Below are 16,539 nucleotides of genomic sequence, written 5' to 3'. Positions count from 1 at the left end.
GTCCTTCAGCTGTAGGCGATTTCATCGAATCGTACGCCCGTCAGTTCCGTCGACACGTCCCAGAGCCGCCTGGCGTCCGCTTCCGAGCGCGCCCTCTCCGACGGCGTGAGGCGCTTGAGCTTGGGGCCGATGAACTCGCCGCCGCGGACGTCGGGCGAGGTCGCGGCGTAGAGCGAGGGCACCGCCCCGGCCGCCGCCGACTTGAAGAACACGCCCATGAGGGGCTGTAGCGGCCCGAGCTTGACGATGTTCGTGGCGGTGGTGCCCGGGTGGGTGGCGACGCTGATGAGGCCCTTGCCGGCCCTCTCAGCGCGCCGTTGGAGCTCCAGGGTGAAGAGCAGGTTGGCGAGCTTGGAGCGTCCGTACGCGCCGAAGCGGCTGTATCCGCGCTCCAGGCCGAGGTTGTCGAAGTCGATCCTGCCCATGGCGTGGGCGTCGCTGGAGACGTTCACCACGCGGGCGGCGGGAGCGGCCAGCAGGAGCGGCAGCAGCAGGCCCGTGAGCGCGAAGTGGCCCAGGTGGTTGGTGCCGAACTGCATCTCGAAGCCGTCCCTGGTCTCCTGCCGCGCGATCATGCCGATGCCCGCGTTGTTGACCAGCAGGTCGAGCCGGTCGACGCCCTCGGCGAACCGCCTGACCGAGGCCAGGTCCGCGAGGTCGAGCCGGCCGTACTCGACCTCGCCGCCGGGCACCGCCCGCAGGATGTCCTCCACGGTCGCCTCGCCCTTCTCGGGCGAGCGCGCGGCGACGATGACGCGGGCGCCGTGCCTGGCCAGCTCCAGCGCGGTGGGGCGGCCGATGCCGCTGTTGGCGCCGGTCACGATGGCGGTCTTGCCGGTCAGGTCGGGGATGGAGTCAGGGGTCCAGCCAGTCATCGCCACTCCTCGGTCTGGGCGTTGGCTCATTGGTGTACGAAACCGTTTCGTACACCGTCACCCTAGCCCAATCTCTGCCGCGCGTGCCGCTCCTCGCGCCGGGCGACTTCCAGCCGCTGCTCGCTCTCGGTGAGCCTCTTGCGGGCCTTGGCCAGCTTCCGCTCCAGCAGCGCCACCCGCTCGGCGCGCTCGTCGTGCTCCCGCACGGCGGACTCCAGCGCCGCCTGCCACTCCCGGTGCGCGGCCTCGGCCTCCTCGCGTTCCCTGGCCCTCCTGGCCTCGGCCTCCTCGCGCTTCTTCGCCTCGTCCTCGGGGGACGGCCGCCTGGCGGGCCGCTCGCGCGGGACGGGGGCGGGGGCGAAGCCGCTGTAGCTGAGCGGCTTGACCAGGCAGCCCCGGCGCACCTGCGCGGCCGCGTCGGCGTCCACGATGGCGGACTCCAGCGTCTGGTCCACCTCGGCGGCCGCCGCGGGCGACAGGCCGCCCGCCTGCCTGACGAGCCTGCCCACCTTGCCCATGACGCCGGCGCGGCGCCGGGTCAGCTCGGCCAGCGCGTCGGCGTCCTGCTCCTGCCAGGCCGCGCGCAGCCGCTCCCCCACATCGAGCAGCTCGGCGAGCTCGTCGGGGCGCTCGCGGACGACCCGGTTCACGGCCCAGGCGGACACCGTGGGCTTGCGGAGCTTCGCTATCTCGCGGGCGAGCCCCGCCTCACCCGCGTCCTTGGCCGCGCGGGCCTCGGCCTCGCGCGCGGCGGTGAACTCGGACGGCGGCAGCGCGTAGAGCCGGTCGGCCACCTCGTCAAGATCCACACAGGTCAAATACCCCACATCCGCTGGTTTGTAGCGCATAGTGGAGGCAGTGGCAGTCGAACGGAGGCCCCCGTGTTCGAACGCTTCACCGACCGTGCGCGACGGGTCGTCGTCCTCGCCCAGGAGGAGGCGCGGATGATGAGCCACAACTACATCGGCACGGAGCACATCCTGCTCGGCCTGATCCACGAGGGCGAGGGGCTGGCCTCGCTGGTGCTCGACGGCTGTGGCGTGGAGCTCGACCACGTACGCGCCTTCGTCGAACGCGAGGTGGGCCACGGCGCCAAGTCGCCCAGCGGGCACATCCCCTTCACGCCGCGCGCCAAGAAGGTCCTCGAACTGTCACTGCGCGAGGCCCTGCAGCTGCGCCACAACTACATCGGCACCGAGCACATCCTGCTCGGGCTGATCAGGGAGGGAGAGGGGCTGGCGGCCCAGGCGCTGGTGGACGCGGGCGCGGACCTGGCGGACGTACGGCAGCGCCTGCTCGACCGCGTGGGCCGCGGCTCCAAGGAGCGACCCACCGAGATGTTCTTCGCCGGCGGCTCCGTGCTGGGCGAGCGGCTCACCCGCATCGAGGAGAGCCTGGAGCGCATCGAACGCCACCTGGGCATCCGGCCGCAGGCCGACAAGCGGCCGGAAGAGCCGCCGCGCGAAGAGGGCCTAGGCTGAGACCATCGTGCCGACCGGCAGCCTGCCCTCCATCACCCCGGGGTCCTCGGTGTAGCCGAGCGTGGCGCCCAAGGAGATCAGCAGCCTGCGCATCCTGGCGTTGTCGGACAGCATGGTGGCCTTGACCTCGGCGTACCCCAGGTCGCGGGCGCTCCTCACGAGCATCCTGGCCATCGCCGTGCCCAGGCCGCGCCCCTGCCAGCGGTCCTCGACCAGGAAGGCCATCTCCGCGATGCCCGGGTCAGGGGTGAACATGAGGTTGGCCATCGCCACGACCTGCCCGTCGTGCCCGGCGACCAGCGAGAATCCCCTGCTCCTGTCGCACAGCCGGTCGAACGTGCGCGCCGGCAGCGCGGGCATCGAGGTGAAGTAGCGGAACCGGCGCGACTCGGGCGAGCACCTGTCGTGCAGGTCGCGCACGGCCTCGCGGTAGATCGAGGTGAGCGGCCGGACCGTGATCTCGACGCCGTCGGAGAGCTTGATCGCGCGCTCGGCGGCGCTCGTCTCCGCGGGCTGGGCGAGCCGGGCGAAGGAGGCCGCCCTGGCCGCCTCGGTCAGCGTGAACGGCAGCTCCGCGCGGCGCAGCCGGACCGCCCGCCTGGGGGCCACGGGGACGACGAGCTGGGTCGGGTCGGGAAGATCACTCACCACTTCACCATAGATCCACCTGGCGTCGTCCGCGCGCAGGAGCTCGGCCAGGAGCTCGGGCAGCCGCCACGGCATGGAACGCAGCCTGGAGGCCAGCAGCAGCGCCCTGGTGGGCTCGTCGGTCAGCTCGTGGGCGGTGGCGGGGACCACCTGGACGCGGCGGCCGCCGGCCGCCTCCAGCGCCTCGCGCACCGTCTCGGGGTTGGCGGGGATGTCGGCGACGAACTCGTCGACGGTGCCGTCCGCGTCGGACTGCACGCTCAGGCCGAGGATGTTGCCGCCCCTGGCCGCCAGGGCCGCGGCGAGTGAGGCCAGCCGGCCGGGTCGCTCGTCCACCGTGGTGCGGATGCGCAAGAATCCCATGGCTTGAGCATGCCTGGCAGCTGTTACACGACCGCTAACGATGTGTTTCATCGCGTATTTCGTCGCGAGATGATGCGATTTATCCCCATATTTCCCTCCATCGCCCCCTCCGCACCCCCACCTCCGCACCCCCTCCGCACCCCCACCTCCGCACCCCCTCCGCACCCTCGGCCTCCGCACCCCCTCCGCACCCTCGGCCTCCGCACCCTCGGCCTCCGCGCGCCCGCCTCCGCGCGCCGGCCGCGATGCGACCACGCGCCATGGCCACCTGGGCGGCCCCCGGACCGGGCCTCGTCAGGGGGCGGAGGTCGCACCACCGCACGGCCCGACGCCGACCGCTCCATCGCGCTCGTAGCCGTCGACCGGCCGAAGATCCGGCCGTCCCGCACGGTGAGGGCGCCGATCGCGAAGGGCGCCCCGTTCGAGCGGTGAGACCCGGCCGCTCCCCGAGCGCGGCGAGGACGCCGTCCTGGGCCCGTCAGCAGCCCGGGAGCCGCCCCGCTTGTCGCAGGTCACCGGGCCGGGCGGGAAGATGTACGGCGGGCTCGGAGCGCGCGAGCCGGATCCACCACAGAAAGGAACCCCATGAACATCCTCTTCCGAGGGGGCCGCGTCTTCACGCCGGGCGGCGTGCGGGACGAGGCCGTGCTGGTGAGCGACGGCGTGATCGCCGCGGTGGGGCCGGAGGGCGAGCTGGCCCGCCAGGCGCCGTCCCACGAGACGGTGGATCTGGAGGGTGGCCTGCTGGTGCCCGGCTTCACGGATGCGCACATGCACCCGGTCCAGGCGGGCCTCGAACGGGCAAAGTGCGACTTGTCAGAAGATTTCGGCCTTGACGCCTACATAGCCGTGATAGCCGACTATGCCGCGAAAAATCCGGCTAAAGAGTGGATCGATGGCGGCGGCTGGGACATGTCGGCGTTCCCCGGCGGCCTCCCCCACCGCGACCAGCTCGACTTCCTCGACCGTCCCGCGTACCTCATCCAGCGCGACCACCACGCCGCCTGGGTCAACACCCGGGCCCTCCAGCTGGCCGGCATCACCAAGGACACGCCGGACCCCGCCGACGGCCGCATAGAGCGCGACGCCGGGGGCGAGCCCACCGGCGTGCTGCACGAGGGCGCGATGGACCTCGTCGGCCTGCTCACCCCGCGCCCGACCGCCCAGGACCTGGACGACGCGCTGGAGGACGCGCAGCGGCACCTGTTCTCGCTGGGCATCACCGGCTGGCAGGACGCCATCGTGGGCTCCTACGCGGGCTCCCAGGACCAACTGCCCACCTACCTGTCCGCGGCCCGCTCAGGCAGGCTCAGGGCGCGTGTGGTGGGCGCGCTGTGGTGGGACAGGACGCGCGGCCTGGACCAGATCGAGGAGCTGGTCGAACGCCGTGCCGCCGCCGAGGGCCTCGACCGGTTCAGGGCCACCTCGGTCAAGATCATGCAGGACGGCATCACGGAGAATTTCACGGCGGCCACCCTGGAGCCGTACTGCCTCTGCGGCGGCACGGGCCTGTCGTACGTGGACCCGTACAAGCTCAAGGAGTATGTCGCCGAGCTGGACCGGCTCGGCTTCCAGGTGCACTTCCACGCCATCGGCGAGCGGGCCGTGCGCGAGGCCCTGGACAGCTTCGAGGGCACCGACCCCGGCAACCGCCACCACATCGCCCACCTGCAGATCATCGAGCCGTCGGACGTGCCGCGCTTCGCGGCCCTGGGCGTCACGGCCAACCTGCAGCCGCTGTGGGCCACGCACCACGCCCAGATGGACGAGCTGACCCTGCCGTACCTCGGGGAGCCGCGCTCGTCGTGGCAGTACCCGTTCGCGGACCTGCTGGCGCACGGCACCCGCTTCTGCGCGGGCAGCGACTGGCCGGTCTCCAACGCCGACCCGCTGCAGGGCATGCACGTCGCGGTCAACCGCACGGAGCCCGGCGGCTCGGTGCACGCCGGCTACCCGACCGCGCAGACCCCGTTCCTGCCCGGCCAGCGCATCGACCTGGCCGCCGCCATGACCGCGTACACGGCGGGCTCGGCCTGGATCAACCGCTCCCCGGCCGGCGCCGTCGAGCCGGGCCGCCCGGCCGACCTGGTGGTCCTGGACCGCGACCCGTTCGAGCTCGCGCCGGGCGAGATCTGGACGGCGCGGGCGCGCCTGACGTTCGTGGACGGCGACCCCGTCCACGAAAGCTGAGCGGCCATGTAAACGGCGAAAGGGCCTCGGAGAACCGAGACCCTTTCGCCGAACCCAGCCACTACCAGGGGGACTTGTTGTTCCTCAGGCGCTCCAGTGCCTCCTCGAGGATCGCCTTGCCGTCCTTGTCGCTCCTGCGCTCCTTCACATAGGCAAGATGCGTCTTGTACGGCTCGTTCTTCGGTGGGGCAGGCGGGGCCGACTCGTCCTGTCCGGCAGGGAGGCCGCAACGTGGGCAGTCCCAATGCTCGGGAACCGCCGCGTCGCTGGCGAAACTGGGGCGCGTCTCGTGCATGTTGGCGCACCAGAACGAGACCCGCACTCTCGGAGCTGCCTCGCCGCGCTCGGCCTCCCCCATAGGGCCGGCGCCGACTCGGCTGCCACGGATCGCGTTGCCACTACCCACGGATGAACTCCTCGCTCGATCGCCCCGCGCGCAGGCACGGGGGGAGAATCACTGTCACGCGTTAACTTGTTTGCTCAGGGCTTCATGAGAAGGCCGAGAGCGATGATGCAGACGAACCAGATCGTGCCGGTGATGATCGTCAGCCGGTCGAGGTTGCGCTCCACCACCGAGGAACCACCGAAGTTCGACGAGAAACCGCCGCCGAACATGTCAGACAAGCCGCCACCCTTGCCCTTGTGGAGCAGCACGAGCAGGATCATGAGACCGCTCGCCAGGATGAGGGCGATGGAGATTCCGATTTCCACGGTATGCCTGTTCCTTCAATGCTTTGTTACGCGTGACGATTCAGACTTGCCTTCTGAGGGTACGGCCTGTTGTCAAGTCGCACCCCCAGAACGACTCAGTTAGCCTGGCATATCGGAGAAACGGCAGATCTTCGCGAACTCCCCGGCGTCGATGCTGGCACCGCCCACGAGCGCGCCATCGACATCGGGTTGAGCCATGATCCCCGCGATATTGCCCGACTTGACCGAGCCTCCGTAAAGGATACGGATCCCGGCGGCCACTTCGGAGTCGTAGAGCTCCGCGAGTCTGACTCGCAGCGCGCCACAAACCTCCTGGGCGTCCTCCGGGGTGGCCACCTCACCGGTGCCGATCGCCCACACCGGTTCGTAGGCCACCACTATCGATTTTGCCTGCTCGGCGCTGATTTTGCGCAGCGCGCCGTCGAGTTGTCCAAGACTGTGCGCGATGTGGCCGCCCTCTTGACGCACGGACAGCCCCTCCCCGACGCACAGGATCGGGGTGAGCGAGTGCCGGTAGGCGGCCTGCACCTTGGCGTTGACCAGGTCGTCGTCCTCGTGGTGGTACTGCCGCCGCTCCGAGTGGCCGATCACCACGTAGGTACAGCCGAGCTTGGCCAGCATGGCGCCCGAGATCTCACCGGTGTAGGCGCCGCCCTCGTGCTGCGACAGGTCCTGGGCGCCGTACACGATCCTCAGCTTGTCGCCGTCGACCAGCGTCTGCACGCTGCGCAGGTCGGTGTACGGCGGCAGGACGGCGACCTCGGCCTTGTCGAAGTCCTTGTCGTTGAGTGCGAAGGCCAGCTTCTGGACCAGCGCGATGGCCTCGAGGTGGTTGAGGTTCATCTTCCAGTTGCCGGCGATGAGCGGCTTGCGCGTGCTCATAGGTTGCTCAGTCCTCCAGGGCCTCGAGTCCGGGGAGGGCCTTGCCCTCAAGGTATTCGAGGCTGGCCCCGCCACCGGTGGAGATGTGCGAGAAACCGTCCTCGGGGAGCTCCAGCTTCCGCACGGCCGCCGCCGAGTCGCCGCCGCCCACCACGGTGAAGGCCCCTTCGGCGCTGGTACGGGCGATCAGCGCCTCGGCCACCGCCCTGGTGCCGCCGGAGAACGCGTCGAACTCGAACACGCCCATGGGGCCGTTCCAGAAGACGGTCCTGGCGTCGGCCAGCTTCGAGGCGAACAGCTCGCGCGTCCTGGGCCCGATGTCGAGCCCCTCCCGGTCCGCCGGGATCTCGGTGGCCGCGACCACGTCGTGCTCGGCGTCCGGCCCGAACGAGACCGCCGCCAGCACGTCGACTGGCAGCACGAGGTCGACGCCGCGCTCGGCGGCCGTGTTGAGGAAGCCGCGCACCTGGTCGAGCTGGTCCTCCTGGAGCAGCGACTTGCCGACCTCGTAGCCCTGGGCCTTGAGGAACGTGTACGCCATCCCGCCGCCGATCAGCAGCCGGTCGACCTTGGTCAGCAGGTTGGCGATGACACCGAGCTTGTCGGAGACCTTGGCGCCGCCCAGCACCACCACATAGGGCCGCTCGGGGCTCTCGGTCAGCTTCTTCAGCACCTCGACCTCGGCCACGACCAGCCCGCCCGCCGCGTGCGGCAGCAGCTTGGGCACGTCGTAGACGCTGGCGTGCTTGCGGTGCACCGCGCCGAACCCGTCGCCCACGTAGAGCTCGGCCAGCCCCGCCAGCTTCCCGGCGAACGCGGCCCGCTCGGCGTCGTCCTTGGACTCCTCGCCCGGCTCGTAGCGCAGGTTCTCCAGCAGCGCGACCTCGCCGCCCTGGAGCGTTTCAACGGTGCCATGGGCGCTGTCGCCGACCACGTCGGTCGCGAACGCCACCTCCTGGCCCAGCAGCTCGCCCAGCCGCCCGGCCACCGGCCTGAGCGAGTATTTCGGGTCGGCCTTGCCCTTGGGCCTGCCCAGATGGGCACAGACGACGACCTTGGCGCCCCGTTCCACCAGCGCCTTGATCGTCGGCACCGACGCCCGGATGCGGCCGTCGTCGGTGATCGTCTCCCCGTCGAGGGGGACGTTGAGGTCGACGCGCACAAGCACGCGCCGCCCCTTCACGTCGAGCTCGTCGAGCGTGCGCATGCTCATGCTCCTGTTCATTGCCTCCGCTCCGCGGAGGCGGGCTCGGTCGCTTCGAGCCGTCGCCTTCCCTCGTCGCTCCGGTCGCTTCGCTCCCGACGCTCCTCGGTCCAGGCGACGGCGCTCCCTCGCGAACACATGGGCCCCACCCCCACGGCGGCGGCTTGTTCGCTCTGAGCCGTTGCCCTCCCTCACCGGGCAAGGCAACGGCGTTCCCCCACGGACTCGGTGGGTCAGAGGTCGCGGCCGACCAGCTCGATCAGGTCGGCGAGGCGGTTGGAGTAGCCCCACTCGTTGTCGTACCAGCCGACGACCTTGACCTGGTTGCCGATGACCTTGGTCAGGCCGGCGTCGAAGATGCAGGAGTGCGCGTCGGTGACGATGTCGGAGGAGACGATCTGGTCCTCGGTGTAGCTGAGGATGCCCTTGAGCGGCCCCTCGGCGGCGGCCTTGACCGCGGCGTTGACCTCCTCGACGGTGACCTCGCGGCTGACGTCGACGGTGAGGTCGGTGGCCGAGCCGGTGGGGATCGGCACGCGCATGGCGAAGCCGTCGAGCTTGCCCTTGAGCTCGGGCAGCACCAGGCCGATGGCCTTGGCGGCGCCGGTGGAGGTGGGCACCACGTTGAGCGCGGCGGCGCGGGCGCGGCGCAGGTCGCCGTGCGGGCCGTCCTGGAGGTTCTGGTCCTGCGTGTACGCGTGGATCGTGGTCATCAGACCCTTCTCGATGGTGAAGGTGTCGTGAAGGACCTTGGCCATCGGCGCCAGGCAGTTGGTCGTGCAGGAGGCGTTGGAGATGATCGTGTGGCTGGACGGGTCGTAGCTCTTCTCGTTGACGCCCATCACGATCGTGACGTCCTCGTTCTTCGCCGGAGCGGAGATGATGACCTTCTTCGCGCCGTTCTCGGCGTGCACCTTGGCCTTGGTGGCGTCGGTGAACAGGCCCGTCGACTCCACGACCACGTCCACACCGAGGTCGCCCCAGGGCAGCTTGCCCGGGTCGCGCTCGGCGAAGACCTTGATCGCCTTGCCGTCGACCGCGATCTCGTCGCTCGTGGCCTTCACCTCGTAAGGCAGGCGGCCCAGGATGCTGTCGTACTTCAGCAGGTGGGCGAGCGTCGCGTTGTCGGTCAGGTCGTTGACCGCGACGATCTCGATGTCCTTGCCGCTGGCGGCGACAGCGCGCCAGAAGTTGCGACCGATGCGGCCGAAGCCGTTGACGCCTACGCGGATGCTCACGGGAACCGATCTCCTCGAAACCAGGTGGCGGGCTGAAACCTCAACCACGAACCCTATCGGACCTAAATTGGTTTAGACCACTGCAGGTCCCCGCATGTGAATCAGCGTTCCGGAGGCACGTTTTGCGAGGTTCGAGTAAAGTGCCCGACTCATCGATGTAAATTCGTGCATTCTCTGGGGGCTGAGATGTCACACAAGCGGTCCGGCCTGCTGCCCGGACTCATTGTAGGCGTACTATCTGCGCTGGTCAGCGCGGCAGTGCTGGGGGCGGCCGTGCTGTTCCAGACCCGCCTGCCCGCCGCCGTGATCGCCTTCGGCAACGGCCATCCGCTGTCGCTGGCCTCGTCTCTCGTGGTCGCCCTGATCGTCGCCCTGGCGATGGGCGCGGTACGGCCCCGCAGCATCCTCCTGATCCCCGTGGCCGCGCTGTACGCGGGCGGCGCCATGGCCGCGGGTCAGATCGCCGGCTCGTCGATCATGATCGGCTCCACCCTGCACACCCCGCCCGCCGAGCGCGGCCCCGCCGACCTGTCCGACATCACGCTGGACAACTTCTCCGCCGGCCTCCCCTACGCGCCCGCGCTCTACCGGGATCCGCTCTCGGTCTCGTGGGCGGCCTGGCTCTACATCGCCGTGGCCGCCCTCGCCGCGCTGCTCCTGCTGACCTTGCGCGTGGTACGGGTCCGCCGCGCCCAGAGGGCCCAGGCGGCCGAGGCGGAGTCGGAGTCGGCGGAGCCGGAGTACCGCGCCCCGTTCGAGCCCGCCCAGGCCCCCACCCCGAAGCCGACAACGGACCTGTTCACTCCCCGCAACCCCACCAAGGACTGACCACCCCCACCCCACCAGCCCCGGGCCCCACCCCCGCCCCGCTGACAGGCACACCGCGACCGTCCGCCGGCCCACCGACAGGGCACACCCAGCCACTCCGCACCCCGCCGACCGGCGCTCCCGACCGCTCGTCGGCCCACCCACCGGACGCCGACCCACCGGACGCCGACCCACCGGACGCCGACTCACCGGGCGCCGACTCACCGGGCGCCGACTCACTGGGCGCCGACTCACTGGGCGCCCAGCCAGCGCCCAACCCGGCGCCAACCAGCCAAGTGCTCCAACCAGCCGGTGGACGGCCTACGCACCCCGACCACCCGCCAACCCGGCCACCGGCACCTAACGAGCCAGCACGTCGCCTCTGGGCCCTCCTGCGCCGCGCACAGCCACCGCGAGTCCACGGCTCACGAGCCACCGGCACCCGGGCCACCAACGCTGCAGCCACTGGCCGCCGACCAGGCACTCCAGCCCCCAGCCGTCCACGCAACGCACCAGCCATCGGCCCCCGGCCCCCGGCCCCCGGCCCCCGGCCCCCGGCCCCCGGCCAAGCCGACCACGGAGCCGGCCCAGAATGCGCGTCGTCACGGCGAGCAACCCGTGAGCCTTCACGACCGGCCATGACAGACGGCCACCCACGTCGGCGCGTGCGGCCCACCGTGCGCAGCCGTAAAGGATGGGCCTGAGGACCAGCGCGCGACCCACCGTGCGCAGCCGTAAAGGATGGGCCTGAGGACCAGCGCGCGGCCCACCGTGCGCAGCCGTAAAGGATGGGCCTGAAGACCGGCGCGCGGCCGTAAGAGACGGGCTTGAAGCGCACACCAGGTGACTGGGCCCCCACCAGGCACAGCCGCGGCATCTGGAGATCTAGAAAGTCACGGGGCCAGCATGTCGACGGTGAGGTTGGCCTCGGTGTTGGGGATGCCCATGTCGGAGGCGCGCTTGTCGGCCATGGCCAGCAGCCGCCGGATCCGCCCCGCGATGGCGTCCTTGGTCAGCGGCGGGTCGGCGATCTGCCCCAGCTCCTCCAGAGACGCCTGCTTGTGCTCCACCCGAAGCCGCCCCGCCACCACCAGATGATCGGGCGCCTCGTCCCCGAGGATCTCCAGAGCGCGCTGCACCCGCGCCCCCGCCGCCACCGCCGCCCGCGCCGACCGCCGCAGGTTGGCGTCGTCGAAGTTGGCCAGCCGGTTGGCGGTGGCCCGGACCTCGCGGCGCATCCGGCGCTCCTCCCAGGCCAGCACGCTGTCGTGCGCCCCCAGGCGGGTGAGCAGCGCGCTGATGGCGTCGCCGTCGCGCACCACGACGCGGTCGACGCCGCGCACCTCGCGCGCCTTGGCGTGGATCTTGAGCCGCCGCGCCGAGCCCACCAGGGCGAGCGCCGCCTCCGGACCCGGGCAGGTGACCTCGAGCGACATCGAACGCCCCGGCTCGGTGAGGGAGCCGTGCGCGAGGAACGCGCCCCGCCAGGCGGCCTCGGCGTCGCAGGCGGCCCCCGCCACCACCTGGCGGGGCAGGCCGCGCACCGGGCGGCCGTGGTTGTCGATGAGGCCCGTCTGGCGCGCGAGCGCCTCGCCGTCGCGGTAGACCCGCACGACGTAGCGCGAGCCCTTGCGCAGGCCGGCGGGCGCGAGCACCAGCACCTCGGCCTTGTGCCCGAACACCTCGCCGATGTCCTTGATCAGTCGCCGTGCGGTGGCGTTCGTGTCGAGCTCGGCCTCGATCACGATCCGTCCGCCCACCAGGTGCAGGCCGCTGGCGAATCGCAGCAGCGTGGAAACCTCCGCCTTGCGGCAGCACGGCTTCAGCACCGGCAGGCGGCTCAGTTCGTCTTTCACCACACCTGTCATGGCCATGCGTTAGTCCTCTCCCCCATCAGACCGGCTCTCAGCAGTCTCTCGCACCTTCGCGCCACGCCGACCAGGATCAACGCTTCTGGAGGAAAATCTCGTCCAGGACGGAGGCAAGACGTCGTGGGTCATGCCTCGGCGAGCCGTCCGCGGCGGCCACGTCGGCCATCACGAGCCGTGCGCCGAGCGCCGCAGCGGCCTTGTCCAGCGCGCCGGGGTCGTCCACCACTCCGGTGTCGGCGAGCACGACGTCGATCGACAGGTCGGGAGCGTGCTGCCTGAGCACCTCCAGGTGTTGCTGGGGGGAGAAATCGTCCGTCTCACCCGGCTGGGGCGCCAGGTTGAGGGTCACGAGCCGCTTGGCCTTGGTCGAGTGCAGGGCCCTGGCCAGCTCGGGCACCTTGAGATGCGGCAGCACGCTGGTGAACCACGATCCCGGCCCGAACACCACCCAGCCGGCCTCCTGCACCGCCTCGACCGCCTCGGGCCGCGCGGGCGGGTCCTCGGGCACGAGCGAGATCGCCTGCACCCGTCCGGGCGTCAGCGCGCACGCCACCTGCCCGCGCACGGTCGATCTGACGCCGTCGAGCTCCACCTCGGCCACGATGTCGAGCGGCACCGACGCCATCGGCAGCACCCGGCCGTGGGCGCCCAGCAGGCGTCCGACCCAGTCGAGCCCGGCCACGGGGTCGCCGAGCAGCTCCCACAGGGCCACGATGAGCAGGTTGCCGACAGCGTGCCCGTGCAGCTCGCCCTCGCTGCGGAAGCGGTGCTGCACCACCTCGCTCCAGGTGCTGCCCCACTCGTCGTCGCCGCACAGCGCGGCGAGCGCCATCCGCAGGTCGCCGGGGGGCAGCACGCCGAGCTCGCGCCGCAGCCGCCCGCTGGACCCGCCGTCGTCGGCGACGGTCACCACGGCGGTCAACCGGTCGGTCACCATCCGTAATGCGGACAGGGACGCGTAAAGCCCGTGCCCGCCGCCCAGAGCCACGACGTGCGGCCCGAACCCCGAGAACGTCCGCGTGTACGTCCCGCGCTCCGGCACCGGGTTGCCCGCGGCCGGCCGCGCGAGCCGCACCGGGCACACCTCACCCTCCGAGGCCAGGTCCGGGTTCTCGTCACGCCCCACACCGGCCCCCTCGGAACCCGTACTCTCAGCACGCCCTTCGGAGCCTGGACCCACCGCGTCCGAGCGGGTCACAGCGCCGGGAAGATCACCGTCCGCCGACCGCGGTGAACCTGCTGCTGCGAAGCCTTCATCGGTCACTCCCGCCCCACATCCCGATGGCTCACCTGGACCTCCATCCCGCGGTCGCGCAGGCGGGCGCCGACCTGTTCGGCCATGGCCACGCTACGGTGCTTGCCGCCCGTGCAGCCCACCGCGAGCGTCGCGTAACTCTTGCCCTCGCGCGCGTATCCGGCCGCGACCACCTGCAGGACCTCCTCGTACGCGTCGAGGAACTCCTTGGCCCCCGGCTGCCCGAGGACGTAGTCGCGCACGGGCGCGTCGAGCCCGTTCATCGGCCGCAGGTCCGGCACCCAGTGCGGATTGGGCAGGAACCGGCAGTCGACCACCAGGTCGGCGTCCACCGGCAGCCCGTACTTGAACCCGAAGGACACGACGTTGAGCCGCAGCCCCGGCCGGTCCTCACCGCCGAAGTACGCGACGATCTTGTTGCGCAGGTCGTGGACGTTGTGCGACGAGGTGTCGATCACCAGGTCGGCGTTGGCCCTGACCTCCCGCAGGATCCCCCGCTCACGGGTGATCCCGTCGACCAGCCGCCCCTCGCCCTGGAGGGGGTGCGGCCTGCGGACGTTCTCGAACCTGCGCACCAGCTCCTCGTCGCTGGCCTCCAGGAACACCACCCGCACCCGCACACCGCGCCCCTCGAGCTCCTCGATGGCCGCGTTGAGGTCGGTGGTGAAGGCCAGGCTGCGCACGTCGACGACGGCCGCCACCTTGTCGGCCGCCAGCTTGACCTTGCCCGCCTCCTCCGCCATCGCGAACAGCAGCCCGGGCGGCAGGTTGTCGATGACGAACCAGCCCAGGTCCTCGAGCGCTTTGGCGGCTGTGCTGCGTCCCGCCCCGGACATGCCGGTGACGATGACGAACGCCGGCTCGGTGCTCATTGCCTCTCTCCGTCCCGCACGCCCTGCCCGGGCGCGCCACCATGGCGGAGGCACCCGGACACGCCGTGGCATCCTGGCGAGATCATGGTGACTCTCCCTTCAGTGTCGACACGATGACCTCGGCGATGGACGGGCCGATGCCGGGAACCTCGCACATTTCCGCGGCAGTGGCCTCGCGTAGCTTCTTCACGGAGCCGAAGTGTTTGAGCAGCGCCTGCCTGCGCGCCGGCCCGAGGCCGGGCACGCCGTCGAGCGCGCTCTCCTTCACCGTCTTGGACCTCTTGGAACGATGGTAGGTGATGGCGAACCTGTGTGCCTCGTCCCGCACGCGTTGCAGCAGGTAGAGACCCTCGCTTGAACGAGGCATGATCACCGGCTGGTCATCGCCGGGCAACCACACCTCCTCCAGCCGCTTGGCCAGCCCGCACACGGACACGTCGTCGATGCCGAGCTCGTCGAGCGCCCGCTGCGCGGCGGCCGCCTGGGGACCCGCGCCGTCGACGACGACGAGGTTGGGCGGATAGGCGAACTTGCGCGGTTTGCCGGTCTCAGGGTCGATGGGGCCGTGGCCGGTGTCGTCGTCGGCGACCAGCTCGCCGGTGGCCGAGCGTTCCTCCAGGTAGCGGCGGAAGCGGCGCATGATCACCTCGTAGATCGAGGCGACGTCGCCCTCCTTCGTCTTGACGGCGAAGCGCCGGTATTCGCTCTTGCGCGCCAGCCCGTCCTCGAAGACGACCATCGACGCCACGACGTTCTCGCCCTGCAGGTGGGAGACGTCGTAGCACTCGACGCGCAGCGGCGCCTGGTCGAGGTCGAGCGCGTCGGCGATCTCCTGCAGCGCCTTGCTGCGGGTGGTCAGATCGCTGGCGCGGCGGATCTTGTGCTGCGCCAGCGACTCCTTGGCGTTGCGCTCGACGGTCTCCATCAGCGACTTCTTGTCGCCGCGCTGCGGCACGCGCACCTCGACACGGGCCCGGCGCTGCTCGGTCAGCAGCTCGGCGACCGCGTCGTTGTCGGGCGGCAGCGCGGGCACGAGCACCTCGCGCGGCATCGAGTCGGGGCTCGCCTCGGCATACATCTGGAGCAGGAACTGCTCGACCAGCTCGCCGGGGGAGGTGTCCTCGACCTTGTCGACCACCCAGCCGCGCTGGCCGCGGATGCGGCCGCCGCGCACGTAGAAGACCTGAACGGCGGCTTCGAGCGGGTCCTCGGCCAGCGCGATCACGTCGGCGTCGGTGCCCTCGCCGAGCACCACGGCCTGCTTCTCCAGCGCCCGCTGCAACGCCTGGATGTCGTCGCGCAGCCGCGCGGCGCGCTCGTACTCCTGCTCGCCGGCGGCCTCGCGCATCTCCTTCTCGAGACGCTTGATGAAGCGGCTGGTGTTGCCCGCCATGAAGTCGCAGAAGTCCTCGGCCAGCTCGCGGTGCTCCTCCGGGGTGACCCGACCGACGCACGGCGCCGAGCACTTGTCGATGTAGCCGAGCAGGCACGGGCGGCCGATCTGGCCGGCCCGCTTGAACACCCCCGCGGTGCACGTGCGCACCGGGAAGACCCGCAGCAGCAGGTCGACGGTCTCGCGGATGGCCCACGCGTGCGAATAGGGGCCGAAGTAGCGCGTGCCCTTGCGCTTGGCCCCGCGCATGACCTGCACGCGCGGGAAGTCCTCGCCCATGGTGACCGCGAGGTAGGGGTACGACTTGTCGTCGCGGTATTTCACGTTGAAGCGCGGGTCGAACTCCTTGATCCAGGAGTATTCGAGCTGCAGCGCCTCGACCTCGGTGCCGACGACGGTCCAGTCGACGTCGGCGGCCGTGGTCAGCATCGTCTGGGTCCGCGGGTGCAGCGCGGAGAAGTCGGCGAAGTACGAATTGAGCCGCTGGCGCAGGCTCTTGGCCTTGCCGACGTAGATCACCCGGCCGTGCGCGTCCCTGAACCGGTAGACCCCCGGGGAATCGGGGATCGAACCCGGCTTGGGCCGGAAACTCAAGGGGGTGCCCGCTGATCTCGCCACGTTCAAAGACTAGTAGCCCCCACCGACAAGGTTGCCTACCCGCGTCGTTCGTGTTCACCTTGGTCAGTGGCTTGCTGGAGATATTTGACCAGTCTCCGGGGATCACCTTGTTCACGGGAGTCGCGATGCTG

The 16,539-nt window shown here is 70.7% G+C and carries 14 protein-coding genes and 1 pseudogene; 3 read left to right on the top strand and 12 right to left on the bottom strand.

Annotation, left to right across the window (positions count from 1 at the left end; genetic code table 11):
* Positions 1-5: 5 nt before the first annotated feature.
* Positions 6-875, bottom strand: coding sequence for an oxidoreductase (locus tag ACWEPL_RS55185; protein WP_452441307.1), 870 nt, complete (start codon positions 873-875; stop codon positions 6-8).
* A 62-nt stretch (positions 876-937) separates the two neighbouring features.
* A complete protein-coding gene (locus ACWEPL_RS55180) occupies positions 938-1,684 on the bottom strand; it encodes a hypothetical protein (protein ID WP_452441306.1) in 747 nt (248 codons plus the stop codon).
* 72 nt (positions 1,685-1,756) lie between these two features.
* Between ACWEPL_RS55180 and ACWEPL_RS55175 the strand changes: the two are divergent.
* Positions 1,757-2,173: pseudogene (locus tag ACWEPL_RS55175) on the top strand (Clp protease N-terminal domain-containing protein); the annotation flags it as partial.
* Between the two features lie 174 nt (positions 2,174-2,347).
* On the opposite strand, the gene ACWEPL_RS55170 reads toward ACWEPL_RS55175, so the two are convergent.
* A complete protein-coding gene (locus tag ACWEPL_RS55170; protein ID WP_452441305.1) occupies positions 2,348-3,367 on the bottom strand; it encodes an N-acetyltransferase family protein in 1,020 nt (339 codons plus the stop codon).
* A gap of 585 nt (positions 3,368-3,952) precedes the next feature.
* Here ACWEPL_RS55170 and ACWEPL_RS55165 point away from each other — a divergent pair.
* A complete protein-coding gene (locus ACWEPL_RS55165; protein ID WP_452441304.1) occupies positions 3,953-5,557 on the top strand; it encodes an amidohydrolase in 1,605 nt (534 codons plus the stop codon).
* 61 nt (positions 5,558-5,618) lie between these two features.
* Here the strand turns inward: ACWEPL_RS55165 and ACWEPL_RS55160 are convergent, their stop codons facing one another.
* The 5 genes from ACWEPL_RS55160 to gap form a co-directional block, all read right to left on the bottom strand.
* Positions 5,619-5,963 carry an RNA polymerase-binding protein RbpA gene (locus ACWEPL_RS55160; protein WP_350739960.1) on the bottom strand — a complete coding sequence of 115 codons (345 nt, stop codon included), beginning with the start codon at positions 5,961-5,963 and terminating at the stop codon, positions 5,619-5,621.
* Between the two features lie 74 nt (positions 5,964-6,037).
* Positions 6,038-6,268, bottom strand: a complete 231-nt coding sequence (gene secG / locus ACWEPL_RS55155; RefSeq protein ID WP_185076999.1) for a preprotein translocase subunit SecG — start codon at positions 6,266-6,268, stop codon at positions 6,038-6,040.
* Positions 6,269-6,367: 99 nt separating this feature from the next.
* Positions 6,368-7,150: a triose-phosphate isomerase gene (gene tpiA / locus ACWEPL_RS55150; RefSeq protein ID WP_350739957.1), complete on the bottom strand. Its 783-nt coding sequence runs from the start codon at positions 7,148-7,150 to the stop codon at positions 6,368-6,370.
* Positions 7,151-7,157: 7 nt separating this feature from the next.
* Entirely contained in the window at positions 7,158-8,357 is a 1,200-nt protein-coding gene (locus ACWEPL_RS55145) for a phosphoglycerate kinase (RefSeq protein WP_452441302.1), read from the bottom strand.
* A gap of 230 nt (positions 8,358-8,587) precedes the next feature.
* A complete protein-coding gene (gene gap, locus ACWEPL_RS55140; protein ID WP_363970068.1) occupies positions 8,588-9,592 on the bottom strand; it encodes a type I glyceraldehyde-3-phosphate dehydrogenase in 1,005 nt (334 codons plus the stop codon).
* A 186-nt stretch (positions 9,593-9,778) separates the two neighbouring features.
* On the opposite strand from gap, the gene ACWEPL_RS55135 reads away from it, so the two are divergent.
* Positions 9,779-10,420: a hypothetical protein gene (locus ACWEPL_RS55135; protein ID WP_452441301.1), complete on the top strand. Its 642-nt coding sequence runs from the start codon at positions 9,779-9,781 to the stop codon at positions 10,418-10,420.
* 872 nt (positions 10,421-11,292) lie between these two features.
* Here ACWEPL_RS55135 and whiA read toward each other — a convergent pair.
* The 4 genes from whiA to uvrC all read right to left on the bottom strand — a co-directional run bounded on the left by whiA (position 11,293) and on the right by uvrC (position 16,408).
* Positions 11,293-12,273: a DNA-binding protein WhiA gene (whiA, locus tag ACWEPL_RS55130; RefSeq protein ID WP_350739945.1), complete on the bottom strand. Its 981-nt coding sequence runs from the start codon at positions 12,271-12,273 to the stop codon at positions 11,293-11,295.
* A 70-nt stretch (positions 12,274-12,343) separates the two neighbouring features.
* The gene (locus ACWEPL_RS55125) at positions 12,344-13,207 is read right to left on the bottom strand and encodes a gluconeogenesis factor YvcK family protein (protein ID WP_452441315.1); all 864 of its coding nucleotides are present in this window, start codon (positions 13,205-13,207) and stop codon (positions 12,344-12,346) included.
* A 323-nt stretch (positions 13,208-13,530) separates the two neighbouring features.
* Complete coding sequence (gene rapZ, locus ACWEPL_RS55120; protein ID WP_355384327.1) at positions 13,531-14,397, bottom strand: RNase adapter RapZ; 867 nt, start codon at positions 14,395-14,397, stop codon at positions 13,531-13,533.
* Positions 14,398-14,479: 82 nt separating this feature from the next.
* On the bottom strand, positions 14,480-16,408 hold the full coding sequence (uvrC, locus tag ACWEPL_RS55115) for an excinuclease ABC subunit UvrC (protein WP_452441299.1): 1,929 nt from the start codon (positions 16,406-16,408) through the stop codon (positions 14,480-14,482).
* Between the last annotated feature and the right edge of the window lie 131 nt (positions 16,409-16,539).

This window comes from Nonomuraea sp. NPDC004186 (genome assembly GCF_053603495.1).
Note: the sequence above shows the minus strand (reverse complement) of the source record. Positions and strands in the feature narration are given on the sequence as shown.